21 protein-coding genes are annotated in these 26,908 nt (G+C 73.6%); 11 read left to right on the top strand and 10 right to left on the bottom strand.

The window, feature by feature from the left end; translation table 11 throughout:
* Nucleotides 1-126: 126 nt before the first annotated feature.
* From ACQP2P_RS32090 to ACQP2P_RS32080, 3 genes are all read left to right on the top strand, one after another.
* Nucleotides 127-3,141 (top strand): AMP-binding protein, encoded by a 3,015-nt coding sequence (locus tag ACQP2P_RS32090; RefSeq protein WP_433607184.1) that lies wholly within the window; start codon nucleotides 127-129, stop codon nucleotides 3,139-3,141.
* A complete protein-coding gene (locus ACQP2P_RS32085) occupies nucleotides 3,138-4,313 on the top strand; it encodes a cytochrome P450 (RefSeq protein ID WP_433607182.1) in 1,176 nt (391 codons plus the stop codon). The genes ACQP2P_RS32090 and ACQP2P_RS32085 overlap by 4 nt, the downstream gene beginning before the upstream one ends.
* A 122-nt stretch (nucleotides 4,314-4,435) precedes the next feature.
* Entirely contained in the window at nucleotides 4,436-4,624 is a 189-nt protein-coding gene (locus ACQP2P_RS32080; RefSeq protein ID WP_433607180.1) for a hypothetical protein, read from the top strand.
* Between the two features lie 78 nt (nucleotides 4,625-4,702).
* On the opposite strand, the gene ACQP2P_RS32075 is transcribed toward ACQP2P_RS32080, so the two are convergent.
* Nucleotides 4,703-4,888 (bottom strand): hypothetical protein, encoded by a 186-nt coding sequence (locus ACQP2P_RS32075; RefSeq protein WP_433607178.1) that lies wholly within the window; start codon nucleotides 4,886-4,888, stop codon nucleotides 4,703-4,705.
* Between the two features lie 233 nt (nucleotides 4,889-5,121).
* Between ACQP2P_RS32075 and ACQP2P_RS32070 the strand changes: the two genes are divergently transcribed.
* Both ACQP2P_RS32070 and ACQP2P_RS32065 read left to right on the top strand, forming a co-directional pair.
* A complete protein-coding gene (locus ACQP2P_RS32070) occupies nucleotides 5,122-6,147 on the top strand; it encodes a polysaccharide deacetylase family protein (RefSeq protein ID WP_433607176.1) in 1,026 nt (341 codons plus the stop codon).
* A 30-nt stretch (nucleotides 6,148-6,177) separates the two neighbouring features.
* Nucleotides 6,178-7,413: a D-arabinono-1,4-lactone oxidase gene (locus ACQP2P_RS32065; RefSeq protein WP_433607174.1), complete on the top strand. Its 1,236-nt coding sequence runs from the start codon at nucleotides 6,178-6,180 to the stop codon at nucleotides 7,411-7,413.
* Nucleotides 7,414-7,425: 12 nt separating this feature from the next.
* On the opposite strand, the gene ACQP2P_RS32060 is transcribed toward ACQP2P_RS32065, so the two are convergent.
* The 5 genes from ACQP2P_RS32060 to ACQP2P_RS32040 form a co-directional block, all read right to left on the bottom strand.
* Complete coding sequence (locus tag ACQP2P_RS32060; RefSeq protein WP_433607172.1) at nucleotides 7,426-9,216, bottom strand: ABC transporter ATP-binding protein; 1,791 nt, start codon at nucleotides 9,214-9,216, stop codon at nucleotides 7,426-7,428.
* Nucleotides 9,213-10,937 carry an ABC transporter ATP-binding protein gene (locus ACQP2P_RS32055; RefSeq protein WP_433607170.1) on the bottom strand — a complete coding sequence of 575 codons (1,725 nt, stop codon included), beginning with the start codon at nucleotides 10,935-10,937 and terminating at the stop codon, nucleotides 9,213-9,215. The genes ACQP2P_RS32060 and ACQP2P_RS32055 overlap by 4 nt, the downstream gene beginning before the upstream one ends.
* Nucleotides 10,938-10,939: 2 nt before the next feature.
* Nucleotides 10,940-12,118: a glycosyltransferase gene (locus ACQP2P_RS32050; protein ID WP_433607168.1), complete on the bottom strand. Its 1,179-nt coding sequence runs from the start codon at nucleotides 12,116-12,118 to the stop codon at nucleotides 10,940-10,942.
* Nucleotides 12,115-13,530: an MATE family efflux transporter gene (locus ACQP2P_RS32045; protein WP_433607166.1), complete on the bottom strand. Its 1,416-nt coding sequence runs from the start codon at nucleotides 13,528-13,530 to the stop codon at nucleotides 12,115-12,117. The genes ACQP2P_RS32050 and ACQP2P_RS32045 overlap by 4 nt, the downstream gene beginning before the upstream one ends.
* A 118-nt stretch (nucleotides 13,531-13,648) precedes the next feature.
* On the bottom strand, nucleotides 13,649-14,887 hold the full coding sequence (locus tag ACQP2P_RS32040; RefSeq protein WP_433607164.1) for a helix-turn-helix domain-containing protein: 1,239 nt from the start codon (nucleotides 14,885-14,887) through the stop codon (nucleotides 13,649-13,651).
* 191 nt (nucleotides 14,888-15,078) lie between these two features.
* Here ACQP2P_RS32040 and ACQP2P_RS32035 point away from each other — a divergent pair, with 191 nt between their 5' ends.
* Entirely contained in the window at nucleotides 15,079-15,894 is an 816-nt protein-coding gene (locus ACQP2P_RS32035) for an LLM class F420-dependent oxidoreductase (RefSeq protein ID WP_433607162.1), read from the top strand.
* 63 nt (nucleotides 15,895-15,957) lie between these two features.
* Here ACQP2P_RS32035 and ACQP2P_RS32030 read toward each other — a convergent pair whose 3' ends face one another.
* Both ACQP2P_RS32030 and galE read right to left on the bottom strand, forming a co-directional pair.
* The gene (locus ACQP2P_RS32030; RefSeq protein ID WP_433607160.1) at nucleotides 15,958-16,749 is read right to left on the bottom strand and encodes a phytanoyl-CoA dioxygenase family protein; all 792 of its coding nucleotides are present in this window, start codon (nucleotides 16,747-16,749) and stop codon (nucleotides 15,958-15,960) included.
* Between the two features lie 15 nt (nucleotides 16,750-16,764).
* Nucleotides 16,765-17,736, bottom strand: a complete 972-nt coding sequence (gene galE / locus ACQP2P_RS32025; RefSeq protein WP_433607158.1) for a UDP-glucose 4-epimerase GalE — start codon at nucleotides 17,734-17,736, stop codon at nucleotides 16,765-16,767.
* Nucleotides 17,737-17,916: 180 nt separating this feature from the next.
* On the opposite strand from galE, the gene ACQP2P_RS32020 reads away from it, so the two are divergent.
* Genes ACQP2P_RS32020 through ACQP2P_RS32010 form a run of 3 tightly spaced genes read left to right on the top strand, consistent with a single transcriptional unit; the run spans nucleotide 17,917 to nucleotide 23,518 of the window.
* On the top strand, nucleotides 17,917-19,800 hold the full coding sequence (locus tag ACQP2P_RS32020) for a GTP-binding protein (protein WP_433607156.1): 1,884 nt from the start codon (nucleotides 17,917-17,919) through the stop codon (nucleotides 19,798-19,800).
* Nucleotides 19,793-21,040: an MFS transporter gene (locus ACQP2P_RS32015; protein ID WP_433607154.1), complete on the top strand. Its 1,248-nt coding sequence runs from the start codon at nucleotides 19,793-19,795 to the stop codon at nucleotides 21,038-21,040. The genes ACQP2P_RS32020 and ACQP2P_RS32015 overlap by 8 nt, the downstream gene beginning before the upstream one ends.
* A gap of 18 nt (nucleotides 21,041-21,058) precedes the next feature.
* Nucleotides 21,059-23,518 (top strand): ATP-grasp domain-containing protein, encoded by a 2,460-nt coding sequence (locus tag ACQP2P_RS32010; protein WP_433607152.1) that lies wholly within the window; start codon nucleotides 21,059-21,061, stop codon nucleotides 23,516-23,518.
* On the opposite strand, the gene ACQP2P_RS32005 is transcribed toward ACQP2P_RS32010, so the two are convergent.
* Nucleotides 23,508-24,614, bottom strand: a complete 1,107-nt coding sequence (locus ACQP2P_RS32005) for a prenyltransferase/squalene oxidase repeat-containing protein (RefSeq protein WP_433607150.1) — start codon at nucleotides 24,612-24,614, stop codon at nucleotides 23,508-23,510. The two genes, ACQP2P_RS32010 and ACQP2P_RS32005, sit on opposite strands and share 11 nt — an antisense overlap.
* Nucleotides 24,615-24,701: 87 nt before the next feature.
* On the opposite strand from ACQP2P_RS32005, the gene ACQP2P_RS32000 reads away from it, so the two are divergent.
* Nucleotides 24,702-25,595, top strand: coding sequence for a TauD/TfdA dioxygenase family protein (locus tag ACQP2P_RS32000; protein ID WP_433607148.1), 894 nt, complete (start codon nucleotides 24,702-24,704; stop codon nucleotides 25,593-25,595).
* A gap of 89 nt (nucleotides 25,596-25,684) precedes the next feature.
* Complete coding sequence (locus tag ACQP2P_RS31995) at nucleotides 25,685-25,975, top strand: hypothetical protein (RefSeq protein ID WP_433607146.1); 291 nt, start codon at nucleotides 25,685-25,687, stop codon at nucleotides 25,973-25,975.
* A gap of 55 nt (nucleotides 25,976-26,030) precedes the next feature.
* Here the strand turns inward: ACQP2P_RS31995 and ACQP2P_RS31990 are convergent, their stop codons facing one another.
* Nucleotides 26,031-26,897, bottom strand: a complete 867-nt coding sequence (locus ACQP2P_RS31990) for a glycosyltransferase family 2 protein (RefSeq protein ID WP_433607144.1) — start codon at nucleotides 26,895-26,897, stop codon at nucleotides 26,031-26,033.
* Between the last annotated feature and the right edge of the window lie 11 nt (nucleotides 26,898-26,908).

Genomic DNA, 26,908 nt, shown 5'->3' with positions numbered 1-26,908 from the left:
CACACCCCTGTCAGGTCGAGGCTTGCCAACGCGATTCCTACATGTTGCCTCAGTTGGCAAAAGCTGGCAACCTTGGTTGCCAGACGAATTGACAAGCGGGAGTACACACGGAGGGACCGATCGGCAGTGACGCCACATCCGACGTGGACCGCGGAGTCCACCTGTGCCGGAGGGTGCGAGGGTCTCCACGAGGTCGTCGCGCGCATCGCCCGCACGCACCCCGACTCGATCGCGCTGGTGTTCCGCGGGATGCACACCACCTACGCCGAGCTCGACCGGGCCGCCGACGGCCTGGCCGGCGCGCTGCGGGCGGCCGGCTCGTGCTCCGGGCGCTTCGTGCCGATCCGGCTGCCCCGCAGCCCGGACCTGGTCATCGCCCTGCTCGCGGTGCTCAAGACCGGCGCCGCCTACGCGCTGCTGGACCCCGCCTGGCCCGAGCGCCGGGTCGCCGAGGTCCTCGACGAGCTCGACGCCCCGCTGTGCCTCGACGAGCCGGCGCTGCGCGAGGCCGCCACGTTCACCGGCCCGGCGGTGCGCCCCGCCGCCGTCTGCTCGACCGACCCCTGCTGCGTGTTCTTCACCTCGGGGACCACCGGACGGCCCAAGGGCGTGGTCACGCCGCACCGGGCCACTGCGCGGCTCTTCCCGGCCCAGGGCGGCTTCGCCACGTTCACGGCGCGCACGATGGTGCCGCTCGCCGCGCCGATGCCCTGGGACGCCTTCTCGCTGGAGCTGTGGTCGGCGCTGCTGAGCGGCGGTACCTCGCTGATCCTGGACGAGCCCTACCTGTCCGCCGAGGCGCTGCGCACCGCGGTCGGCCGCGGCACCGACACGGTCTGGCTCACCAGCAGCCTGTTCAACATGGTCGTCGACGAGGACCCCGGCGCCTTCGCCGGGCTGAGCCAGGTGATGATCGGCGGCGAGCGGCTCTCCCCGGCCCACGTGCGCCGCTTCCTGGCCGCGCACCCGGCGATCGCCCTGCTCAACGGCTACGGCCCGGTGGAGAGCACGGTCTTCGCCACCACCCACCGCATCGGCGCCGAGGACTGCGACCGCCCCGGCGGCATCCCGCTCGGCCGGCCGGTCCCGGACACCGGCGTGCACATCCTCGACGGCGACCGCTGCTGCGCGGCCGGCGAGGAGGGCGAGATCTGCATCTCCGGAGAGGGTCTGGCGCTGTGGTACCTCAATGACCCCGAGCTGACCACAGAGAAGTTCGTCTGGGTGCCGATCGACGGGGTGCCGACCCGGGTGTACCGCACGGGCGACCGCGGCGAGCGGGACGCCGACGGCCTGCTGCACTACCGGGGCCGCGGCGACCGGCAGCTGAAGATCCGCGGGCACCGCGTGGAGCCGGCCGAGGTCGAGCGGCAGATCGAGGCCCTGCTGCCGGTGCGCTCGGCCCGGGTCCTGGCCCGCCCGGACGCCACCGGCACCGCCCAGGAACTGCTCGCCTTCTGCACCCCGCTGCGGCCCGGCGACCCGCTGGGGGAGGCCCGGGCGATCCTCGACGCGGCGCTCGTGGCCTACCAGCGCCCGGTCGCGGTGGTGAGCGTCGAGACGTTCCCGGTCACCGTGAACGGCAAGCTCGACGAGCGGCAGCTGCTGGCCCGGGCCCCGGGCCCGGCCGCCCCGGCGCCGGCCGCGCCCGGGGATTCGCCCGCCGACCCGGTGACCGCCGAGGTCGCCGCGGCGTTCGCCGCCGTGCTCGGCCGGCCCGCGGTCCCGGCCGACGCGGACTTCTTCGACCTCGGCGGCACGTCGCTCGGCGCCGGCCGGGTGTGCGCACGGCTCGCCGCGGCACGAGGCACGCCGGTGCCGGTCTCCTGGCTCTACGCTGCCGCGACCGCCACCGCCCTCGCCGACCGGCTGCGCGAGCCGGAGCCCGCCCCGCCCGCCGGGGATCCGGCCGGCGTCGGCCTCGAGCTGGTCCCGGACGAGGTGCCGCTGACCCCGATGCAGACCGCGTTGCTCACGCGCGACGTGCTCGATCCGGGCGACCGCACCGGCCTGTGCCTGCTGACCTGGCTGATCGAGGGCGACCTCGACGTCGGCGCGCTCGACGGCGCGATCCAGGCCGTCCACGGCCGCCACGAGGCGCTGCAGGCCGCCTACGAGCTCGACCCGCGCCCGGCGGCGGTGCTGGTGGACATGCCGCCGCCCCCGCTGGAGATCCTGCCCGCCCGGCCGAGCGTCGAGGCCGCCACCCAGGCGATGATCACCGAGCTGAACACGGGCCTGGAGCCGATGAAGGCCGAGGTCTGGCGCACGGTGCTGATTCCGATCGGCTCGGGCGGTCCGGGCGGTCCGGGCGGCCGCGCCCTGTTCGGCTGCGCCGTGCACCACGTCGCGTTCGACGGCTGGTCGGAGTCCGTGCTGGCCCGGGACCTGGCCACGGCCTACAACGACGAGGCGCTGCCGCCCCGGCCGCCGGCGCCGGCACCGCGCCCCGCCCGGCCGCACATGGACGCGCTGCGCCGGGAGCTGGCCGGCACGCCGGTGCTGCACTGGCCGGACGGTGCCCCACCGGCCGCCGCGACCAGGGTCCCCGGCCATCTCGAGGCCGACCTCGACGCCCGGGCGCTGCGGGCCGTGGACGCGGCCGCCGCCTCGGCCGGGGTGAGCCGGTTCGTGGTGCTGCTGTCGCACTACGCGCGCAGCCTCACCGCCGTCACCGGACAGCGCGACTTCGCCGTCGGCGTGCCGGTGTCGCAGCGGCGCGGCTACGGCGTCGAGGACGCCGTCGGCTGCCACATCAACATGGTCGCCGTCCGGCTGCGCGAGGCCGGCCTGACCGCGACGGACGCCGCGGTCCGCACCGCCTTCACGGCCCTGGACGTGCCGTACGACGAGGTGGTGCGGCTGGCCGAGCCGCCGGCCGGCAACCGGCCACCGCTGTTCCAGGTGCTGTTCGCGCTGCAGGACAACGCGCCGGCCCGGCTCGACCTGGCCGGGCTGCGCACCACGTTCCTGCGCCAGCCGTACCAGGACCTGCCGCTGGAGCTGCACCTGGAGCTGTGGCCGGCCGGGGACGGCGGCCTGCGGGCGGTCGTGTCGTACCGGCGCGACGCGGTCACCGAGCCGACCGCGCGCAACGTCATCCGACACTTTACCGAACTCGTCGCCGGAGGAGCCGCATGATCGCCGACACGCTGGTGCCCGAAGATCTCACCGACCCCGAGCTGCACGCCACCGGGGACCCGCACGCCATCTGGCGGTGGATGCGCGAGCACGCGCCGGTCTACCACCACCGGGCCACCGATCTGCCGGCGTTCTGGTCACTGACGAGATACACCGACATCAAGGCCGCCTACCGCGACCCCGCGACCTTCAGCTCGGCCCGGGGCGTGCTGCTGCGCCCGACCCGTCTCGGCGACGACCCGGGCGGCAACACCACCATGGCGCTGACCGATCCGCCCCGGCACAAGCAGCTGCGGGGCCTGATGGCCGGCTGGTTCACCGAGCGCGCGGTGCGCGGCCTGGAGGAGCAGATCCGCGGCGCGGTCGAGCTGACCATCACCAAGGCGCGCGAGCAGGGCGAGGTCGATGTGGTCAACGACCTCGTCGGGCGGCTCTCGCTGTACGTCATCGGCCGCATCATGGGAGTGGCCGACGAGGACCTCGAGGACATGTTCCGGTGGACCAACGAGGCGTTCCGCGCCGGTCAGCCGCTCGCCACGCACCACCGGGTCATGCAGTACTTCATCGCCATGATGGACCAGCGCATCGCCGAGCCCACCGACGACCTGGTCAGCGCCCTGGTCAACGGCACCGTCGACGGTGACCTGCTGACCGAGGAGGAGATCCTGCTCAACTGCGAGAACATGGTCGGCGCGACCGAGAACGCCCGGCTGTCGATGGCCGTGGGGATCCACGCCTTCATGCGCCACCCGCAGCAGTGGCGGCTGCTGCGGGAGCACCGCGAGCTGATGCCGACCGCGGTCGAGGAGGTGCTGCGCTACGCCTCCAGCGCCAACCACAGCATGCGCTACGTCACCCGCGACGTGGAGATCCGCGGCCGGCAGGTCAGGGCCGGTGACTGGGTGGTGCTGTGGGTGCCGTCGGCCAACCGCGACGAGGAGTGCTTCGTCGACGGGGACCGCTTCGACATCACCCGGACGCCGAACCGGCACCTGGCGCTGGGCAGCGGCGAGCACTTCTGCATCGGCAGCGTCCTGGCCCGGGCCGAGACCCGGCTGCTGCTGGGCGGGCTGCTGGACAGCGTCGACCGTCTCGAGCAGACCGGCCCGGCGGTGCCGTCGCACTCGCTGGCGGTCAGCGGCCCGGAGCACCTGCCGGTCCGTCTGGTCTGAGCGCACGCCAACGGGGAGGTGGCCGACCGGCCGCCCTCCCCGTCTGCTGCCCGGCCTACCTTGCCGGGCGCAGCGGATGCCGGTGGGATCATCGCCGCCCTCAGCTCGGGCGTGCTCTGGACATGCACCACGTCCACGCCGAGCCGGGCGAATGCCGGCGGCAGACGTTGGCGGTGGAACAGCCGTCGGCGATGACGGCGGTCGGCGTGGTTTCCGATTTCTGGCATTTCGACACCAACCCCGCCTCGGCGGATCATATTGTGCAGTCGATGTTGCCAAGGCTGCCGTCGTTGCCAAATGTTGTCAAATGAGAAGTGCGACCGGCGGTCCGTAGCCGCCGATCGCACCTTCACTGCGCTTGAGAACTGGGGCGGGGCCCCGCCCGATGATCAGGGCCAATCGATCTCCGCCGGCTGCATGACGACCGGGGCGTCGGCACCCGAAGCGGTGCTGACGACTGGGCCGGTAGGCGGCGCGATCTGCTCCTGTACCAGCGGAACCACCAGGACGAAGGCCGCCGCGAAGACGGCGGCCACCGTGCGGGAGTGACTGACGAGCTGCAGATACTTGGCCATGCGTTTGCAACCTTCCCCGTTGTTTCGAACTCGTCGACGAACGGTGTATTGCCCGGATCCGGCGCCGCGAAAACGCCTCTCACATAGTCATTTGTCGATCAAGGATCGATGTGGAGCACGTCGGCGCACTCGGCCATCTTGCCAGATATTGCCTGAAGTTGCCAAGGGCTGCCAAACGTGGGAACGTGAGCAACGTTCGCTGCCCGCCCGCTACACCCGGGGGAGGTACCACCATGCGGTACTCCGGAGTCGCCTGGAACGCTAATGGATACGAGGTCGAGGTCATCGACGCCGACGGCCGGCCGGTCGCCGGCCGAGCCCGGTTCGACCCGGGCCGGACCGACGACATGATCGAGCACCTGCGTCGCCTCGGCACCGCCGTCACCGTCGTGGACAGCACGAACGGCATCCTCGACGGCCGGATGATGGCCGCCGGCCTGGACGTCTACCGGGCCGACCCGGACATCCTGCCGCCGCGCCCCGTCTTCGGCTCGGTGCCCGCGGCCGCCCTGGCCGAGGCCGCGCGCCGGGACCTGGCCACGGTGACCAGGCTCGGCCGCACCACCGGCACCCAGACCGGCCGCGAGCACATCCTCGAGGCCGACGCGGCGGCCAGCGCCCACGCCGTCGGCGACCTGGTCGCGGCCGGGCGCTGCCACAGCCACGGGCCGCGCTCGGACGCGGCGCCGGCGGTCGCGCTCACCTTCGACGACGGGCCGCTGCCGCCGTACACCGGGCAGGTCCTCGACGTGCTGCGGCGCTACGGCGTGCCGGCCACGTTCTTCTGCGTCGGCATGAACGCCGGCGCGCACGACTCGCTCCTGGCCCGCATGCGCGACGAGGGCCACGCCGTCGGCAACCACACCTGGTCCCACCCGTTCCTGCCGGAGCTCACCCAGCCCCAGCTGATCGAGCAGCTCGAGCGCACCGACGAGGCCATCGCCCAGGCGTGCGGCGAGTCCCCGGCCCTGTTCCGGCCGCCGTACGGCTCGCGCACCCCCGAGGTGGTGGGCTGGATGGGCGGCATCGACACCACGATGGTGCTGTGGGACGTCGAGCCCTTCGACTGGGCCATGCCCGGCGCCGACGTCATCGCCGAGCGGGTCCTGCGCGACGTGCGGCCCGGCTCGATCATCCTGCTGCACGACGGCGGCGGCGACCGCTCCCAGGTCGTGGCCGCGCTGCCGCGCATCATCGAGGACCTGCTGGCCCGGTCGTACCGGTTCCTGCCGGTCGCCGAGCTGGTCGCCGCGCACTGACCACGTCCCCCATCCGGCAAGGAGTCGAACATGCCTGTCACGAACTGGGCCGGCTCGGTCACCTTCGGTGCCGCCGCGGTCCACCGCCCCGGCTCGCTCGACGCGCTGCGCCGCCTGGTCGCCGCCCGCCGGTCCATCCACGCGCTGGGCAGCGGCCACTCGTTCAGCCTCGTCGCCGACGCCCCGCAGGACCTGGTGCGCCTCGACGCGCTGCCGCCGGTCTTCGCGCTCGACGAGGCGCGGCGCGAGGTCACCGTCGGCGCCGGCATGCGCTACGCCGACGTGGCCGCCGAGCTGCACCGCGCCGGCTGGGCCCTGGGCAACCTGGCCTCGCTGCCGCACATCTCCGTCGGCGGGTCGGTCGCCACCGGCACGCACGGCTCCGGCGACGCTCAGCGCTGCCTGGCCGCCGCCGTGACCGGGCTGGAGCTGGTCGGCCCCGACGGCACCCTGAGCACCCTGCGCCGCGAGGAGGACGACATCTTCCCCGGCGCGGTGGTGGCGCTGGGTGCGCTGGGCATCGTCACCCGGCTCACGCTCGCCGTCGAGCCGGCCTTCGACATGGCCCAGCGGGTCCACCTCGACGTGCCCGTCGACGAGGTGATCGAGTCCTTCGACGCCATCTCCGGCGCCGCCTACAGCGTCAGCGTCTTCACCGACTGGCACCGCCCGCACGCCATGGTCTGGCTGAAGCGACGACTGTCGATGCCAGGATCCGGCTGGTGCGGCGGGCGGGTGGCGACCGCGGCGGTCCACCCCGTCGAGGGGGTGCCGCCGTCGTTCAGCACCGAGCAGCTGGACGTGTCCGGCCCGTGGCACGAGCGGCTGCCGCACTTCCGCCCAGAGCTCACCCCGGGCGCCGGCGAGGAGCTGCAGTCCGAGTTCTTCGTGCCGCGCACCCAGGCGCCGGCCGCGTTCGCGGCGCTGCGCGCGCTCGGTGCGCGGCTGGCCCCGGTGCTGCAGATCGCCGAGGTGCGCACCGTGCGGGCCGACGACCTGTGGCTCAGCGGGGCGTACGGCCGTGACACGGTGACGCTGCACTTCACCTGGGTCAAGGACTGGCCGGCGGTCCTGCCGGTGCTCAGCGAGGTCGAGCGGCACCTGGCCCCCTTCGACGCCCGCCCGCACTGGGGGAAGCTGACCACCGACGCCCCGTCGGCGCTGCTGGCCCGCTACCCGCACGGGGCGCAGTTCGCGCGGCTCGCCGCCAAGCTCGACCCGGACGGCAAGTTCCGCAACCCCTTCCTGGACGCGCTGCTCAGCTGAGCCGGCGGGTCCTCAGGTGACCTCGGCCAGCACCTCGTCCGGGGATTCGTCGGACCAGAGCCGGCGCATCTCCGGCGAGGTGCGCAGCAGCTCGTCCAGCGGCCCCTCCGCGACGACCCGCCCGGAGTCCAGCACGATGACGTGGTCGGCGCGCTGCAATGCGGCCCGGCGGTGCGAGACGACCAGCAGCGTGCCGGGGCCGGTGCCGTCCCGGGCCGCCACCGCCAGCCGCTGCCACAGGAGCTGCTCGGTCTCCACGTCCAGGGCCGACGAGAGGTCGTCGAGGACGAGCAGGTCGGGGGAGCGGACCAGGGCCCGGGCCGCCGTGGCCCGCTGGACCTGGCCGCCCGACAGCCGCGTGCCGCGCGGGCCGACGACGGTCTCGAGGCCCTCCGGCAGGCCGGCCACGTCCTGCTCGAGGGCGGCCAGCCGCAGCGCCCGGCCGAGCCCGTCCGAGTCCCAGCCCAGCAGCAGATTTTCCCGCAGCGGCGCGGAGAACAGCCGGGGCAGCTGCCCGGCGTAGGCGGCCCGGCCGGGCACCAGGAAGGTGCCGGGATCCGCGACGGGCCGGCCGTTCCAGCACACGACGCCGGCGTCGAGGCGTTCGAGGCCCAGCAGCGCACGGATCAGGGTGGTCTTGCCCGCGCCGACCGCCCCGGTGACGACGGTGAAGGTGCCGCGGGCCAGGCGCAGCGACACGTCCTGGATGCCGCGCCCGCCGGGGTGGGCCACGCTCAGGCCGCGGGCCTCGACGACCTCGAGGGGGTCGGCGTGCGGCGGAGGCGGCGGCAGCGGCGGCGGGTCGGTGCGGAACCAGACCGACGTGTCGCGGACCAGGTCGTCGGCGGTCTCGTGGGCGGCCAGGAGCCGGGTGAGGCGCGCCGTGGCGACGGTCGCCTGCGGCAGCCGGAAGAGCATCGCGCCGACGCTGCGCGGCAGTGCGGTCAGCCAGCTCACGTAGCTGGTGAACAGCGCCAGGTCGCCGACGCTGAACTCGCCCCGGCGCATCGCGCCGGCCGCCAGCAGCAGCACCAGGCCGATGCTGATCTCGACGGTGGCGTTGGTCGCGGTGTCCAGCACGTCGGTGGCCAGCCGGTCGCGGACGGCGGCGTCGCGGCGGCGCCGGTTGTGCTCGGACAGTCGGCGCAGGGTGGCGTCCTCGGCGCCGGCGGTCTTGATCGCCAGCACCCCGCCGAAGATCTCCCCGACGAACCCGGTGACCGCCGAGCCCAGCTCCCGCGCCCGGTTGTGCAGCCGCTTCACCCGGGCGCCGGCCAGCGGGGTGAGCACCCCGACGGCCACCATCGGCAGGATCAGCACCAGGGTGATGCGGGGGTCGATGGCCAGCATGATGACCAGGGCGCCGACGGTGAACAGCACCGCGCCGGTCAGGGCGACCACCTCGTCGACGAAGTCGACCAGGCTGCCGACGTCGTCGCGCAGCCGGCCGACCGACTCGCCGGTGGTGGAGGGCAGGCTCCCGGACGCCGGGCGGCGGGACGTCAGGATCGAGCGCAGCACGTTGCCACGCAGCACGGTCGCCGAGGCGTCCCACCACCACACGCCGTAGGACCAGGCCACGACCATGATCACGCCGCGGGCCAGCTCGACGGCGACGAACGCGGCGCACAGCCAGAGGGGCCGGTCGAGCCGGGCACCGCCGATGCCGTCGAAGACCGCCTTGAGCAGCAGGCCGCCGGCGAGCGGGAGGACGCTGACCGGCAGCCAGAGCAGCCCGCCCAGCAGATAGCGGCCGAGGTTGTAGGTCATCAGCCGGGTCGCGACCCGCAGTGCCGCGCTCATCGGGCCGCCCCCGCGAGGTCGAGCATGCGGGCGAAGCGGCTGCCGGGATCGGCGGCGAGGTCGGCGCGGTAGCCGTACTCGACGATCCGGCCCCCGGCGAGCACCGCGATCTTGTCGACCCGGGCCAGGCAGGAGAGCCGGTGGGCGATCAGGATCCCGGTGCGGCCGGTCAAGAGCCGGTCGATGCAGTCCTCGACGCGGCGTTCGGTGGCCGGGTCCAGGCGGCTGGAGGGCTCGTCCAGGACCACGAGGCCGGGATCGGCCAGCAGCGCCCGGGCGAACGCGAGCAGCTGGGCCTCGCCGGCCGAGACGGCGCCGAGCCGGCTGTCCAGGCCCTCGGGCCGGCCGGCCAGCCAGTCCGCCAGCCCGACCTCGGCCAGCACCGCCAGCAGCCGGGCATCCTCGGCGCCGGGGCCGCCGGTCCGGAACAGCGTCAGGTTCTCCCGCACGCTGGCGTCGAAGAGCTGGACGTCCTGGGTGACGACGCCGATGCGGGTGCGCAGGGCGGCCGCACCGACCGTGCGCAGGTCGCGCCCGCCGACCTCGACGGTGCCGGTGCCCGGGTCGTAGAGCCGCAGCACGAGCCGGGCCAGCGTGCTCTTGCCGCTGCCGGTGCGCCCGACGACGCCCAGCGTCTCGCCCGGGGCGAGGTCGAGGGTGACGTCGGCCAGCGCCGGGGGATCGCCCGGGGCGTACCGGAAGCCGACGCCGGCCAGGCGCAGGCTCAGCGGCCCCGGCGGCAGGGTCTGCGGCGCGGCCGGTTCGGGCAGGGCGGGCCGCTCGGCGAGCAGATCGCCCAGCCGCGCCAGCCCGGCCAGCGCGGCCTGGAAGTGCCGCATCTGCTCGATGAGCCGCTCGAAGGGCGTGCGGACCATCAAGGTGTACTGCAACAGCAGCACCGCGGTCCCGACCGTGAGCCGTCCCGAAGCCTGCAGCCACGCGGCCAGCCCGAGCATCAGCGCGGTGCCGGCGGCGAAGGCGACGGAGGTGCCGGCCAGCAGCGCGCTACCGATCCGTGCGCCGCGGAACTCGGCGCGGTACCAGGCGCCGCTGATGCGCTGGAAGGTGCGCAGGACGTGCCGGCCGGCGCCGTTGGCCCGGATGTCCTCGACGCCGGCCAGCTGCTCCTCGAGGTTGCCGGTCAGCGTGGCCATCGCCGCCCGCGACGCGGTGGCCGAGGGCACCGCGAGGCGCTGCGTCCAGGTCATGCCGAAGAAGACCAGCACGCAGAACGCGGCCAGGGCGAGGCCGAGGCGCACGTCGATGGTGAAGACGATGACGACCACCCCGGCCAGCAGCAGGACGCTGGCCACGACGTCGAGCAGGAACGCGACGGCGAAGTCGGCCACGGCCACGACATCGCCGTCGACCCGCTCGATCAGCTCGCCGGGGGTTCGCCGGCTGTGGTAGCCCATGTCGAGGCTGAGCGCGTGCCCGGCGACCCGCTCCCGGAGCCGGTTGGTGCCGTCCCAGGCGAGGCGGTTGGCCAGCCACGCCGTCACCGTGCGGGCCACCTGCGCGGCGAGCGCGAGCCCCAGGTAGCCGGCGGCCAGCAGGGTCAGGTGGCCCGTTGAGCCCCCGGCGATCGCGTCGTCGACGAACCTGAGGGTGAGCTGCGGCGCCAGCAACGGCAGCACGGTCATCGCCAGGACGGCGACGGTGAGTGCGACGGCGGCCCGGCCACCCGGGCGGAGGCTGCGCAGGATCGTGGTGCGCGACAAGCTCAGGATCTCCCATCGACGGCCGGAGGCGTGCGGGCGACGCGGTTCGCCTCACCGAAAATCGCATCACGGAACCGGGGCCGCAACCGGGAAACGGCCGGCAGCACGCGACACCGCTCGATGCCGTCGTCCTCGAACGGCAGCGCGAAGCCGGCCAGCGGCAGCACCTCGACCGGCGCCCCGCCGTCGAAGATCCGGCGGTGCTCGGGGGCCGGATCGGTCGTGTTCCGGTCCAACTCGACCCCGACGACCAGGGTGTCGACGCCGCCGACGGGGCCGCGGGCCACGCCGTAGGTGCGCTGCGGCCCGGACACGGCGGCGGCGAGCTCGCGCTCCGCGTCGTCGTGGACGGTGTCGGCGGCGATCCAGCCGCCGAACGTCATCGCCAGCTCCAGGCCGAGGTACGGCCACTTGCTGAGGTAGTAGCGGTTGTTGGCCACGGCGGTCGAGCCGTTCTCGGCGGTGCTGCGCCGGTGCGGCAGGTGCAGGCCGTAGACGTCGGGCGCCATGACGAACGGCACGCCGGTCGCGGCGACCCGGTAGGCCCACTCCTGGTCCTCGGGGCCCCAGCCGCGGAAGTTCTCGTCGAACGTGAGGCCGTGGCGGTGCAGCAGGCCCGCGGGCACGGCGAAGATCCCGCCGCGGACGTACGCCCAAGGGTAGCGGCGCACCGCCGAGGCGAAGCGCTCGCTCCACCGGCAGTCCAGCGCGGTCCGGTCGGCGGCGGCGAGGTCGGCCAGCGTCTGGCGATGCACCTCCCACGACTGCGCCGACGGCCCCGCCACGTCGCGGTCCACGGCCTCGTCGTAGCCGATCATCTGCCCGCAGACACAGACCTGCTGCCCGTGCTGGTAGTAGTGCTCCCACAGGTTGCTCAGGAAGTCGGCCGGGATCACCATGTCGCAGTCCAGCAGGACCACGACGTCGCCGCGGACCTGGCGCAGGGCCAGGTTGCGGGCCCGGCTGATGTTCCACTCGGCGTCGGCGGCCACGGCGACGGTCACGATGTCGAGCCGGTCGGCAAACTCGTCGCACAGCGCGATGTACTCCGGCGAGTGCTCCATGCAGCCGACGACCACCTCGAACTCGTCGTGGTCCAGCGTCTGCTCGGCCAGCGACGCGAACGCCATGCCGATGTTCTCCAGGCGCTGACGGTACGGCATGACAAGGCTGAACTTCACGAAACCTCCTCGACGACGCTGCGCATCCACCGGCGGCGGTAGACGCGGTAGCCGCTGATGACGGTCTTGACGATCTCCTCGCTGTAGATGGCGAGGAGGATGATGCCGAAGGGCAGGTGCCAGACGAGCGCCGTGAGCGCGACGAGCGGCACGGCGACCAGCCACTGGCAGGTCATGTCGGCGAAGACGATGTAGACGGTGTCGCCGCCGGCCCGCAGCAGGCCGTTCTGCAACGTGATGGCCAGTGCCCGGAAGACGAACAGCGCGCCCAGCACGAGCACCGCGTCCCGCGCGGCGGCCAGCGACTGCGGGTCGACGCCGCTGTAGATGTCGTCGAGGAACGGCCGGGTGCACATCAGCGCGACCCCGAGGACCAGCGCGATGCTCGTGCTCCACAGCAGCAGGGCCTTGCTGGTGCGCCAGGTGTCCGCGGTCGGCTCGCCCTTGCCGAGGCGGTTGCCGACGATCACGGTGGTCGAGACCGAGATGCCGCTGATGAACGCGATCGCGACGGCCTCGATCGGCGTGATGATGGCCAGCACGGCGAGCTCCAGGGTGCCGGCCCGGCCGACCAGGGCGGTGTAGGCGAAGATGCCGACGGCCCACGAGACGGAGCTGATCGACACCGGCACGCCGACCCGCCGGATCAACGACAGGATGCCGGCCCGCAGCCCGTCGCGCAGGTCGGCGAGGCTGAAGGCCATCGGGTGGCGCTTGACGTAGACCCAGGTGGCGAAGAGGCCGGCCTCGACGATCGCGCTGAGCAGCGTGGACCAGCCGGCGCCGGCGATGCCCAGCCGCGGCAGGCCGAAGTTGCCGAAGATCAGCCCGTAGGCCAGGGCGATGTGTACCAGCACGCCGATCACCGTGAAGCGCATGCCGACCCGGGCGTGGCCGAGCGAGCGGAGACTGCCGGCCAGGCTGGAGGTCACGCCGAAGGGCAGCACCATCCAGATGACGACGCGGATGTACCGTGCCCCGAGCGCGATGACGTCCGGGTCGGAGGTTCCGATCGACGCGATCTGCCGGGCGAAGACGAAGCAGGTGGTGCAGGCGACCACGCCGAAACCCACCGCGGCGAGCATCGTCAGCGCGGTGGCCTGGCGGGTCTTGGCGACGTTGCCGGCGCCCCAGAACTGGGCGATGACGACCGAGCCGCCGTCGGACATGCCCATCGCCGCCAGCATGACGACGAGCAGGACCCGGCTGGAGTAGCCGACCGCGGCGACGTCGTCGGTGCCGAGGTGCGACACCAGGAACGAGTCCACGACGCCGCGGGTCGACGACAGCAGCGACTGGACGGCCACCGGCACCGCCGTCGCCGCCAGCATGGCGACGAATGGGCGGCTGACCGCGGTTCGGAGGGTGCCGAGCGGGGCCGGGGGATGGGCCGTCGTCTGCGGTGCGGTCATGAGAGCGCCTCCGAACCGATCGTGTACGGGCTCGCGGCCGGCATCGCCGGCGAGCGTATGTTGCCAAGCTTGGCACAATTTGGCACAGCTTGGCAACATACATCGCCCGTACGGGGGTTCAGCGCATGCTGGCGAGGGTCTCCGCGAGGCTGCGCCAGATCTCGGCGGCCAGCTCGACGTTGTGCGCCTCCTGGGCCTGCTGGGCCAGGTCCTGCAGCATCTTGATGCCCCGGTCGCGCTCGCCGCGCAGGAGGATCAGCCGGCCGCGCAGCGCCTCGAACTTGACCCGGTCGCGGAAGGACAGCAGCGACACCTGCTCGTCGATCTGCTCGGACTGCTGCCACGCGGACTCGTAGTCGCCCTCCTCGAAGGCGAGGTACGCGCGCAGCGTCGCGGCCTCCTGCCGGTGCAGGTCGGTGCCGATCAGCCGCAGCACCGGCTCCACCTCGTCGAGCCGCTCCCGGACCTTGGCCGTCTGCGGCGGCGACACCTGCAGGCACAGCGAGGCCGCCGCGAGGCGCAGCCGCATCCACAGGATCAGGTCCTGATGGCTGTCCAGCCGCTGCAAGGCCAGCTCCAGGTCGTCGAGGGCGGCCGGATACCGCCCCTCCCGGATGTGCACCGTCGCGGAGGCCCACAGCGCCTCGGCGGCGAGCGTGCCGCCCGGTGTATCGCTGATCTCGACCAGCTCGTCGGCGTGCGCGCGGGCCTCCTTGAGCAGGCCCGCCTCGGCCTCGGCGGAGACCAGCGCCTGCAGCGTGCCGGCCCGGTCGACCAGCGAGAGCTCGGCGGAGTCGCGGTAGGCGTCCAGGGCGATCGCCCGGGCCCGCTCCGGGTTGCCGAGCATGCGCAGGTTGCGCGACAGCTGGATCTGGGCGCGGGCCAGCAGCGCCTTGGCGCCGAGCCGTCCGCTGAGCTCCACCAGCTCGGCCAGCAGCTCGTACTGCTGCTGCAGCTCCCCCTGGTTGCCCCGGATCTGCGCCAGCAGCCAGATGGCCTGCCACCGCAGCGCGGGATCGCCCTCGGGGTCGCTGTGCAGCGCCTCGGCCAGCGGCTCGGCCAGGCCGCTGTCGCCGGTCGCCGAGACGATCGAGGCCAGCAGGGCGGAGAACGGTGACAGCGGGACCGGCTGGGTCTGCGCGGGCTCGAGCCCGGACGGCACCTCGAAGGCGGAGGTGGGCACCCCGAGGCGGCGCGCCAGGTGCGCCACGGCCCGGGCCGTGGGCGAGCGCGCCCCCGACTCGAGGCGGGAGACGTAGCCGGTCGACAGGCCACCTTCCGCGAGGGCGGCCTGGGACAGCCCGTACTGCTCGCGCAGTGTCTTGAGACGCTGGCCGAAGGCGGGTTGTTCGAGCATCGGGGTACCTCTTGACGGAATTCCGGCGAGACCTGGGCGTCCGGCCGGGATGGTCGTGCGGCGTCGCACGGTGCGGCGCGGGTTGAGCGTAGAGCGGCGGAATCATAGCGCGCCAGGCAATGCTGACAAGTTGATGGTAACGTTTTGGCAAGGTTCTCGACAAATGTTGCCAAAAACGCGGAAGGTGAATCATGACCATCCGGCCTGTGCGGATCGCCCTGCAGCTCCAGCCGCAGCACGCCGACTACCGGCAGATCCGGCGGACCGTGGCGCAAGCGGAGGACCTCGGGGTCGACGCCCTGTTCACCTGGGACCACTTCTTCCCGATCAACGACGGCGGCGGACCGGTCACCCGGGCCACGGGCCAGCACTTCGAGTGCTGGACCATGCTCGCCGCCTGGGCCGAGTCGACGTCCCGGGTGCAGCTCGGTCCGCTGGTCACCTGTAACGCCTACCGCAACCCGGACCTGCTGGCCGACATGGCCCGCACCGTTGACCACATCAGCGACGGGCGGCTCATCCTCGGCATCGGCTCCGGCTGGTTCGACCGCGACTTCCTCGAGTACGGCTACGAGTTCGCCTCCGACCGCCGCCGCCTCGACGACCTGGCCGCCGCGCTGCCCCGCATCGAACGGCGCTGGTCGCTGCTCAGCCCGCCGCCGACGCGCCGGATCCCGGTGCTCATCGGCGGGGCCGGCGAGCGCCGGACGCTGCCGCTGGTGGCTCGGCACGCCGACATCTGGCACTGCTTCGGTGAGCCGGCGCTCGTCGCGCACAAGCGCCGGGTGCTGGGCGAGCACTGTGCCGCGCTGGGCCGCGACCTCGACGACATCGAGGTGTCCTCGGCCGTCGCCGGCGGCCCGACCCCGCCGGGCGAGCCGGAGGAGCTCGGCCGGCCGCTGCGCGACGCCGGCGTCTCGCTGTTCACCGTCGGCATCGGCGGGCCGGACTACGACCTGGCGCCGCTGCGCCGGTGGCTCACGTGGCGCGACGAGGAGAACGGCTGAGCCGCGCCGGTGCGGGCCCCGACGCGACGGTGCGCCGCCGGTCTCCCGGCGGCGCACCGCAGATCAAGGCTTGCTGTACTCGGTGAAGTGCCGCTCCGCGAACAGCTCCGGCCACTCGCCCCGGTCCAGCCCCAGCTCGCGCCCGCGGCTGAGCATGGAGCGCCAGTAGGGCTTCACCGGCGGCCACTGGCTGCCGACCTGGCAGTAGGACGTGTCCACGAAGTACCGCGGCTGCCCGGGAACGCCGGGACGCCGCCGGCGGGCGTGGAAGAGCCCCGAGTGCAGCACCACTGTCGAGCCCGGCGGCAGGTCGTCGATGACCAGCTCACCGGGCAGCTCCTGGGTGCCGAGGTGCGCGCGGGCGGTCTTGGCCACCGCCTCGCGGTGCGAGCCCGGCAGGACGACCAGGCTGGACGTGCGGTCGTCGAGGCCGTCGAGGTAGTGCAGCGTGTGCACCATCAGGTGCTCGGGGTCGACCTGCGGGCCGGCCTCGTAGTCATGGTGCCACGGCTTGCCCGGCAGGTCGGGCGCCTGCCGGTCGCTGTGCAGGTGGTGGAACACGAACCGCGGCCCCATCAGCTGGCTGAGCACGTCCATCACGGCCGGCCAGGCGATCAGCTCGCCGTGGGCCGGCAGCTCCAGCTCCAGGACCGGCGGCCGGCCGTACCGCTGCGGCTCGACGCAGGACTGGATGGATCGGGCTCGCAGGCCCTCGTCGACCCACCGGTCGACCTCAGGGCGCAGCGCGTCGACGAGGTGGCCGGGCAGCAGGCCGGGCAGGATCAGGTACCCCAGCCGGTCGAACTGCTCCAGTTGCCGCTCGTCGAGCGCCGTCGAGAGTTGCTGTGCGGTCATTGCGGTGCCCTTTCTCTAGACGGTCGCGTCGTCCTTCGGGTTCCAGGTCGTCCACGCGCTGTGCACCATGTCGGACAGGTCGTGCTGGGCCTTCCAGGACAGATCCCGGCCGATCTTGTCGACCGCGGCCACGACCTCGGGCGGGTCGCCCTCGCGCCGCGGTGCGGTCTGCACCTTGACCGGGACGCCGGCGACCTCGCGCAGCGTGTCGATCACCTCCAGCACCGAGTAGCCGCGGCCGGTGCCGACGTTGTAGACGTCGGCCGCCCTGGTCTCCTCGAGCCGGTGGATCGCCGCGACGTGGGCGTCGGCGATGTCGGCGACGTGCACGTAGTCGCGGATGCCGGTGCCGTCGCGGGTCGGGAAGTCGGCCCCGGTCACCACGGCCGGACGGCCCGCCGCGACCCGTTGGATCACCTGCGGCAGGAGGCTGCTGCCGCCCCGGTCGGCGAGCACCTGCTCGTCGGCGCCGACGACGTTGAAGTACCGCAGCGCGATCCACGAGATGCCGTTGGCGCCGCCGGCCGCCCGCAGCATCCACTCGCACATGAGCTTGGTCTCGCCGTAGGGGTTGATGGGCGCGGCCGGGGTCTCCTCGGTCACGACCGGCTCGCCGGGCACGCCGTAGACGGCCGCGCTGGAGGACAGCACGATCCGGTCGACCCCGGCCGAGATCATCTCCTCCAGCAGGACCCGCATGCCGTCGAGGTTCTGCCCGTAGTACTTGAGTGGGTCGGCGACCGACTCGGGGGCCGACTTGAGTGCCGCGAGGTAGGCCACGCCGGCGATGCGGTGCCGGCGGAACACCCCCGCGAGCGCCGCGCGGTCGGTGTCGGGCGCGACGACCATCGGCACGTCGTCGGGGACGCGGGCCCGGTCGCCGGTGGACAGGTCGTCCAGGACCACCACCGGGCGGCCGTCGGCGCGCAGGCGCCGCACGACGTGCGAGCCGATGTAGCCGGCCCCGCCGACCACCAGCCAGGTCATCGGGGCCTGCCCGGTGAGCGTGTCGGAGCGACGGTGTGGGTAACGGTCACGATAGAAGCCCTCTCCGGAAGCGTCGGAAGCGGACGGTCGGACCAGCCCAGTTTGCTGGGACTGGCAACCTTTGGCAACCTTAGTGACAAGACCTTGGCAATTTTGTGCCAAGCGGAGGGGGCGACGCGCGTGACGAGCACGGTGAACCTGGGCATCCTGGCCCACGTCGACGCCGGCAAGACCAGCCTCAGCGAGCGGCTCCTGCACACCGCCGGCGTCATCGACGAGCTCGGCAGCGTCGATGCCGGCAGCACCCAGACCGACTCCATGGACCTGGAGCGCCAGCGCGGCATCACCATCCGGGCCGCCGTCGCCTCCTTCGTGGCCGACGGCGTGGCCGTCAACCTCATCGACACGCCCGGCCACCCCGACTTCATCGCCGAGGTCGAGCGGGTGCTGCGGGTGCTCGACGGCGCCGTGCTGGTGGTGTCGGCGGTCGAGGGGGTCCAGGCGCAGACCCGGGTGCTCATGCGCACGCTGCGCCGGCTCGCGGTACCGACGCTGCTGTTCGTCAACAAGCTGGACCGCCGCGGCGCCGATCCGGACCGCGTCCTGGCCGAGATCGAGCGGAAGCTGGCCGTCACGCCGGTGCCGATGGGGCGCGGCGACCGGGACGCGGACGCGCTGCTCGACGCGCTCTCGCGCCACGACGACGCGCTGCTGGCCACCTACGTCGAGCACGAGGAGGCCCTGTCGGACCGCCGGCTGCACCGCGCGCTCGTCGCGCAGACCCGGCGGGCCCTGGTCCACCCGGTCTTCTTCGGCTCGGCGATCACCGGCGCCGGCGTCGACGCCCTCATGGCCGGGATCGCCGAGCTGCTGCCGCGGGCCCGGCACGACGCGGCCGCCGCGCCGTCCGGCACCGTGTTCAAGATCGAGCGCGGGCCGGCCGGGGAGAACATCGCCTACCTGCGCATGTTCTCCGGCACGCTGCGGGTCCGCGACCGGCTCCCGCTCGGCCGCGTCACCGGCCTGGACGTCTTCGACGGCGGCCCGCCGCAGCAGCGCGACGAGGTCCGGGCCGGCCAGATCGCCAAGGTCCGCGGCCTCACCGACGCGCGGATCGGCGCCGCGATCGGCGCGGCCGGCCCCCGCGACGAGCAGTTCTTCGCCCCGCCGGCGCTGGAGACCATCGTCCGGCCGCGGCGCCGCGGCGACAAGGGCGCGCTGCACGCCGCGCTCGCGGTCCTGGCCGAGCAGGACCCCTTGATCAACCTGCGGCTCGACGACGAGGAGCAGGAGGTCGCGGTCTCCCTCTACGGCGAGGTGCAGAAGGAGGTCATCGAGGCGACCCTGGCCACCGAGTACGGCCTGGCGGTCCACTTCGAGGAGACCACCACGATCTGCGTGGAGACCCCGGCCGGGCCCGGCGCCGCGGTCGAGTGCATCAACACCGCGACCAACCCGCTGCTGGCCACCGTCGGGCTGCGCGTCGAGCCGGCCCCGCCGGGCGCCGGCGTGCGGTTCGCGCTGGGCGTCGAGCTCGGTTCGATGCCGCCCGCGTTCTTCCGCGCGGTGCAGGAGTCGGTGCATGACGCGCTGCGGGCCGGGCCGCACGGCTGGCAGGTGGTCGACTGCGCGGTGACCATGACGCACGCCGGCTACTGGGCGCGGCAGAGCCACGCGCACGGCACGTTCGACAAGAGCATGTCCAGCACCGCCGGGGACTTCCGCGGGCTGACGCCGATCGTGCTCATGCGTGCCCTGCGGGCGGCCGGGACGACGGTGTACGAGCCGATGCAGCGCTTCCGCCTGGAGACGCCGCCCGACACGCTGGACCGGCTCACGAAGGTGCTGCCCGGTCTCGACGCCGTGCTGGAAGGCTCGGCCGCGCGGGGCGGCACGCACGTGCTCGAGGGCCTCCTGCCGGCCGCGAACGTCCACCTCCTGCAGCGCCGGCTGCCCGAGCTGACGCACGGCGAGGGCGTGCTCGAGTGCACCTTCGGGCAGTACCGCCCGGTCCGCGGACAGCCACCGGTCCGCCGGCGAGCGAAGGAGTACGCGGATGGCTGACACGGCCCGCACGCTGGCGCCGCCGACCACCGGCGCGCCGCCGATCCGCCCGCGCCGGCTGCGCTGGGTCCTCGGAGCCGAGATGCTCGTCAACGGGCTCGGCCGCTTCACGCTGATGCCGGTCCTCGGGGTCGTGCTGGCCACCCAGGACCCGGCCGCCGGGCCATCGGTCGTCGGGGCCGGCCTGCTCGTGCACAACGCGGCCACCGGCGTGTCGTCGGTGCTGGTCAACCGCTACCTCTCCCGGCTGCGGTACAACACCGCGCTGGGCCTGAGCATGCTGCTCGCGGCGGCCGGCTTCGGGGTGCTGCCCTACCTGCACGACGCGGCCGCGCTGATCCTCGCGCTGCTCGTCGCCGGCCTCGGCATCAGCGCCCACACGGTCCTCACGCCCCTGCTGGCCGCCGACATCATCGCCGACGACGCCGGGCGCAACCGGATGTACTCGATGTTCCAGATCGCCGGCAACGCGGCCGCGGCGGTCGGGCCGTTCCTCGCCGCCGCGCTCTACGTCTCCACCGACGCCCGGCCGCTGCTCACGCTCGTCGGCGGCGCATACCTCGTGGCCGGCCTCATCCTGTACCTCGGGCTGCCCGGCCGCATGCACCCCGCGCCCACGTCGGGCCGGTGGCCGATCAGCCGCGGGGCGTTCGCCACCGCCGTGCGCGACCCCAACAGCCGCCGCGTCGTGGCGATCACGGTGATCGGGATGTTCGTCTACGCCCAGTTCTACTCGGCCTTCGCGCTCTTCGTCGCCTACGTGATCGAGTCGCCGGCGCTGCGCAGCGTCCTGCTCGCCCTGCCCGCGGTGGCCATCGTGTTCGTCCAGGCCGCCGTGACCGGCGTGAGCAACCGGCTGCTGCGCGCCGGACGGTCCCCGTTCCTGCTGCTCGGCGTGGGCAGCCTGCTGTTCGGCGCGGCCATGCTGCTGCTCGGCGCCGGGCTGCCGCTGCTCGTCGCGTCGTTCGCCTCGGTGGCCGTCTTCGCCGTGGCCGAGATGGTCTTCCAGCCGATGCTCAGCACCGCCTTCGCGGCGCTGCCGATGGACTCCCGGCTGGAGGCGTTCGGCATCCGGCAGCTGTCCTGGACCATCGGCTCCGGGGCCGGCTCGTTCGTCGGCGGCGCCGTCTACCTGATGTGCCACCACAACCACGCCGACCACGTCTACTGGCTCGTCCTCGGTGCGGCGACCCTGGCCGGCACCGCCCTGCTCATGCTCGGCGCCCGCCGCACCGCCTAGCGTCCCGGAGGTTCTCCCATGGCATCCGCGCCCACCGTCGTCATCGTCGACGGCTACTCCGCCGGCGACCTGCTCCCGGTCGCGTTCGGGCGGCTCGGCATCCAGGCCGTCCACCTGCGCAGCTCGGCCGAGCTGATGCGGCGGCTCCGCCCGCCGGTGGCCGAGCACTACGTGGACAACCTGGTCTGGCCCGGCGGCCCCGGCGGCGACGACGGCGCCGTGGCCATGGTGGCCGCCTACCGGCCGATCGCCGTCGTCGCCGGGGCCGAGGCCGGGGTCCCGCTCGCCGACCGCCTCTCCGAGCGGCTCGGGCTGCCCAGCAACGGCAGCGCCGGCTCGGTGGCGCGCCGCGACAAGTATCGGATGATCGAGACCGTGCGGGCCGCGGGCCTTCGCTGCGCCCGCCAGCACCGCGGCGCCGACCCGGACGAGCTGGCGGCCTGGGCGGACCGCGAGGGCTATCCGGTGGTGGTCAAGCCGCTCACGTCCGGCTCGACCGACCACGTCACGATCTGCCATCGCGCGGACGAGGTCGCCGCGGCGGCCCGGGCGGTGCTGGCCGCGCCGACCATCTTCGAGGAGAGCAACACCGAGGCGCTGGTGCAGTCCTACCTGGCGGGGCCGGAGTTCATCGTCGACACCGTCAGCGCACGGGGGCAGTCGTACGTGTGCGGGGTGTGGCAGTACGACAAACAGACCATCGACGGCAAGCGCATCTACGACCGCAACGTGCTCCTGGACCCGGCCGAGGCACCGGTGCCCGAGCTCATCGCATACACCCGCGCCGTCCTCGCCGCCCTCGGCATCGAGCACGGCCCGGCGCACGCCGAGGTCATCCTGACGCCGCAGGGCCCCGCGCTGGTGGAGATCGGCGCCCGCCTCGACGGCAACACCGACGCCGCGTTCCAGGACGCCTGCGTCGGGGCCAACCAGGCGGACCTGACCGCGCTCGCCTACGCCCGGCCGGACGCGTTCGTCGCCCGGTACGGCGGTCGGGTGTACGCCAAGCTCCTCCACGCCGTCGTGCACCACACCGCAACCCGGCAGGAGGGCCTGGTGGCGGCCGTCGACGCCCGGGCGGTCGCGCGGATCCGGGCGCTGCCGTCGGTGCGGTCGGTGTCGGTGCGCCTCGCCGCCGGCGACCGGATCCGCCCGACCGTCGACCTGCTCAGCAGCCCGATCCAGGTGAACCTGGCCGCGGCCGACCCGCGGCAGCTCGACGCGGACCACCGGGCCGTCGGCCGGCTCAAGGACGACGTCTTCGAGGTCGCCGGCTCGCCGACGCTGCTGCTCGTCGGCGGCGCGAGCCCGCTGTCGTCCAGCCGCGACATCGTCACCGACGCGCTCACCCAGGCCCGCAGCCGGGGCATCCGGGCGCACATCCTCAACACGGCCGCCAACGTGGCCGCCACCGGCGCCGTCAACGCGCTGGCCGCCGAGGTGTCCACTGTGGACCCGAACGCGCCCGAGGCCTGCTCGGACTGGCTCGCCGGGCGCCGGTTCGACCTCGTGCTCGGGCTGCGCGACGGGGTCCTGCCGGCGGTCGCGGCGTGCACCGAGCGGCTGGGCGCCCCGGGCAACGGCCCGGAGCTGGTCGCGCTGGTGCGCAACAAGGACGACTGCCGGCTCGCCCTGGCCGCCGCCGGCTTCGCCCAGCCGGCCGTGCGGCGCTGCACGTCGGCCGAGGAGGCGGCCGCCTTCCTGGCGGCGTCCGACGGCCCGTGGGTGGTCAAGCCCCGCGACGGCATGGGCAGCGAGGGCGTCACCAAGGTCACCGGCCCGGCCGATCTGCCGGCGGCCCTGGCCGGCCTGCCCGATCCGGGCCTCTTCCTCGTCGAGGAGTTCGTCGACGGTCCCGAGTGCAGCGTCGAGGGCGTCGTGCTGCGCGACGGCCCCCGCGTCCTGGCGGTCACGGAGAAGACCACGCTGCCGCCGCCGCACTTCGTGGAGCTCGGCCACGTCATGCCCGCGCCGCTGGCGCCGTCGGTCCAGGCGGCCGTCGAGCGGGAGGTGACGGGGGCCCTCGTCGCGCTCGGGGTGCGCCCCTGCGTGTTCCACGTCGAGCTGTGGCTCACCGCGAAGGGCGTCGTCCTCGGCGAGGTCCACGTCCGCCCGGGCGGCGACTGGCTGCACCGGTTGCTGACGTACAGCATCCCGGGCCTGGAGCTGTTCGGCCTGCTCTACGACGACTACCTGGGCCGGCCGGCGCCGCGCGACCTCACCCCGACGCGGGGCGCGGCGGCCCGCTTCCTCGCCCCGCCGCCGGGCCGGCTGCTCCGGGTCGAGGGCTGGTCCGCGGTCGCGTCCCACCCGGCCGTGCTGTTCGCCGACCTCACGGTGGCGCCCGGCGACGAGATCGCCCCGATCCGCGAGTCGGGCGACCGGGCCGGGGTCATCGTCGTCGGCGCGCCGAGCGCCGCGCAGGCCCGCGACCTGGCCGCGGACCTGCGCGACTCGGTCCGGTTCGTCATGCGGTGATCGCGCCCGGCGCGCGCCCGGCCGGTCCCGCGCCGACCGGCCGGGCGCTGCGCAGGTTCATGGCGGCATCGGCCAGGAACTTGGTGGCCCAGTTGGGGAAGGCGTTGGGCTCGAAGGCGCCGGACAGCGGCCACGAGCCGGCCAGGGCGCCGACCGCGGCCGGTTCGAGCGGCTGGCGGACCTGCAGCCGGCTCAGCCGCTCGAGCGTGGCCGCCGCCCGCTCCCGCAGCCACGGCTCGTCGCCCCGGTCGGCCAGGTCGGCCCAGATCGTCACCAGCTGCGCGTCGCCGGTCAGGCAGGCGTAGTCCGCCAGCGGTACGAAATCGGGGCCCAGCTCCCCCGGCAGGAGCGGATACAGGGGCGTGCGCAGCCGGGCGAGGCGCCCGGCGCACTCGGCGGCGGCGGCGACGCAGCGCTGCCCGTCCGGCCCGCCGGCGATGTCACCGGCGCGCAGCAGGCCGCGCAGCGCGTAGCCGATGGTGTGCGTCCACGCGGTGTGGCCTGCGGAGAACGACATCCCGCCGATCCAGCCGCCCGGCTGGGCCTGCCCGGCCAGCCAGCGCAGCGAGCGGTTGACCCGCTCGAGGTGGGCCTGGTCACCGGTGGCCTGCCACGTCTCGGCCAGCGCCCACGTGACCCGGGACGAGTAGGTGTTGGGGTAGCCGAAGTGCGACAGCCACGCCCCGTCGTCCCGCTGGACCCCGCCCAGCCAGTGCCCGGCCCGGTCGGCGGCGGTGCGGTACGCCTCGGCGCCCGTCGCCCGCCACAGCGCGAGCAGCCCGAGCATGATCTGCCCGACGTCGAACACCACGGGCGGCCCCTCGGTGCCGGTCCCTCCGGGGAACGACCCGTCCGCCGCCTGCAGCTCCAGCAGCCACTGCCCGACCTGCACCGCCCGGGCCCGCAGCTCGTCGGCGAACGGGCCGTCCAGCTCGCCGGCGGCCCGCAGCATCGTCGGGACCAGATAGCCGCTGGTCTCCGGGTAGGTGGGCTGCCAGCCGCCGGTCAGGTCGTAGCCGGCGGAGATGCCCTGGCGCCCGGTCGCGTCGTGGGCCGTCGCGACCCACCGCATGGCGTCCTCGAGAACACTGGTCATACATCATTCTGGCAACGCTTGGCACATCTTGGCAATATGTGGCAACGTAAGAGGGAAGACATTGCCAACGTGGGAAGGCGCAGGTTCATGACACAGACTCTCGCCCCGGCCGGCACCGTCACCGTCACCCGGCTGGCCGGCAACATCGGCGCGCGGATCGACGGCGTCGACGCCTCCAGACCGCTGAGCGAGGCGGACATCGCCACCGTCCGCCGGGCACTGCTGGACCACAAGGTGGTGTTCCTGCGGGACCAGGAGCTCGACTACGACTCGCAGGTGCGGTTCGTGCAGCAGTTCGGCGAGCTGACCCTCGGCCATCCGATCTACGACAACGCCGACGACAAGCCGTTCCTGCGGGCGATGGACTCCGCGCACGGCACCCGGGCCAACCACTGGCACACCGACCTGACGTTCATCGAGCGGCCGCCGGCGGCGGCGTTCCTGCACGCGAAGGTCATCCCCCCGGTCGGCGGCGACACCATCTGGGCCAACACCGTCACCGCCTACCAGAGCATGCCGGCGGACCTGCGGGCCCTGGCCGACCAGCTGCGGGTCCTGCACAGCAACGACTCGGACTTCACCGACGACACGGTGTCGCACCGGCGTGACTACATCGCCGACATCATCGAGACCGAGCACCCCGCCGTCAGGGTCCACCCCGAGACCGGCGAGCGCGCCATTCTGCTGGGCGGCTTCGCCCGCAGCGTCGTGGGCTACAGCCCGGCGGTCTCGCGCAACCTGATGCAGGCGATACAGGAGTACGTCACGAAGCCCGAGCAGACCGTCCGGTGGCAGTGGCGCGTCGGCGACATGGCCATCTGGGACAACCGGGCCACCCAGCACTACGCCGTCTACGACTACGGCACCGCGCACCGCCGGGCGGAGCGTCTGACGCTCGTCGGCCCGGTGCCGGTCGGCGTCGACGGCCGCCCGAGCGCCGCGGTCAGCGGCAACACCGACGCGTACAGCGGCGGCATGTGAGCACGCCGCGGTCGAGCACCGCCGCGCGGGCCGTCCCGGTTGTCCGGGGCGGCCCGCGCGGTGACGACCCGAAGGAGCCTGATCGTCCCATGGCCGTGCACCAGCTGCTGATCTACACCGGACCCGTGCCGGGGCTCGAGGCCGACTACCACCGCTGGTACGACGAGGTCCACGTCGCCGAGGTGCTCGCCCTGCCCGGCTTCGTCGCCGCCGGCCGGTACGCCACCGACGGCCCGGCCCGCTTCGCGGCGCTGTACACCATCGAGTCCGACGACATCGACGCCACGATCCGGATCTTCGACGAGCGGCGGGCGGACTTCAGCATGCCGCCATCGCTGGACCCCGGCAGCGTGGAGATCCACCTGCTCCGCGCGCTGTGAGCACCGCACGGGCGGGGGCGGCCGATGCCGGCCGCCCCCGCCCTGGCCGATGCGCTCAGACCGGCTCGCGGACCGGGCGTCCGGCCACGAACTCGGCCTGGTGCCGGTTGGAGACGCCGCCGAGGTAGTACCGCACGGACGGCCGGCCGGTGTTCACGATCGCCACGCCGTTGTTCACCAGCTCGTGCAGCAGCTTGTCGTCGGGAGCGACGTTGTTGTCGTAGTCCTCGTCGGTGAACCGCTCCGGGATCGGCAGGCGCAGGAGCTGCTCGCGCCGCAGCAGCCAGACGCTCTGGTCCACGGTCATCACCGGGTCGTCGGGCCCCATGACGGTGCTGGGCCGGTAGTGTCCGGGCGCGACCGGGTCCGCGCGGTCCAGCACGATGTTCGTGCCGCGCACCCGCACACCGCGCTCGCACATCAGCTCGTACAGCCGCCGCCCCTCCTCGTCGTTGAAGGCCGTGTGCCACAGCTCGTCCAGGTACGGCGAGCCGTCGGCGTGGAACATGGCCCGGCCGGAGTGCACCGCCGCGGCCCCGGTCCGCTCGGCGCACTCGCGCAGGCTGGTCAGGTGGTCCGGCTCGAACTCGTTGTCGTCGTCGAGAAACGCGATCCAGTCGGCCGACGAGACGCGCACGCCGGTGTTGAACAGGCGCGCGATGCGCGGGTACACCAGCCGGCGGTCGTGCGGCGGCTCGTCCCGCTCGCGCGGTGACCGCTCGACGAGGTGCGCGACCGTGCGCAGGCCCGGGCGGACCGGCGCGTCGCGCACGACCGGCACGGAGCTCGGGTCGTCGTCGATGACGACGACGTGTTCGATCGTGCCCGGGTAATCCTGGGCGTACACCGAGGCCATGGCCCGGCGGAGCAGGTCGTGCCGGTGCCGCGTCAGCGTCACCACACCGATCGAGTCAGACGGCATTGGTCGGCCCC

It is taken from the genome of Dactylosporangium sp. CA-139114, assembly GCF_050955725.1.
GTDB lineage: Bacteria > Actinomycetota > Actinomycetes > Mycobacteriales > Micromonosporaceae > Dactylosporangium.
This window is presented reverse-complemented; position numbering and strand designations above follow the sequence as displayed.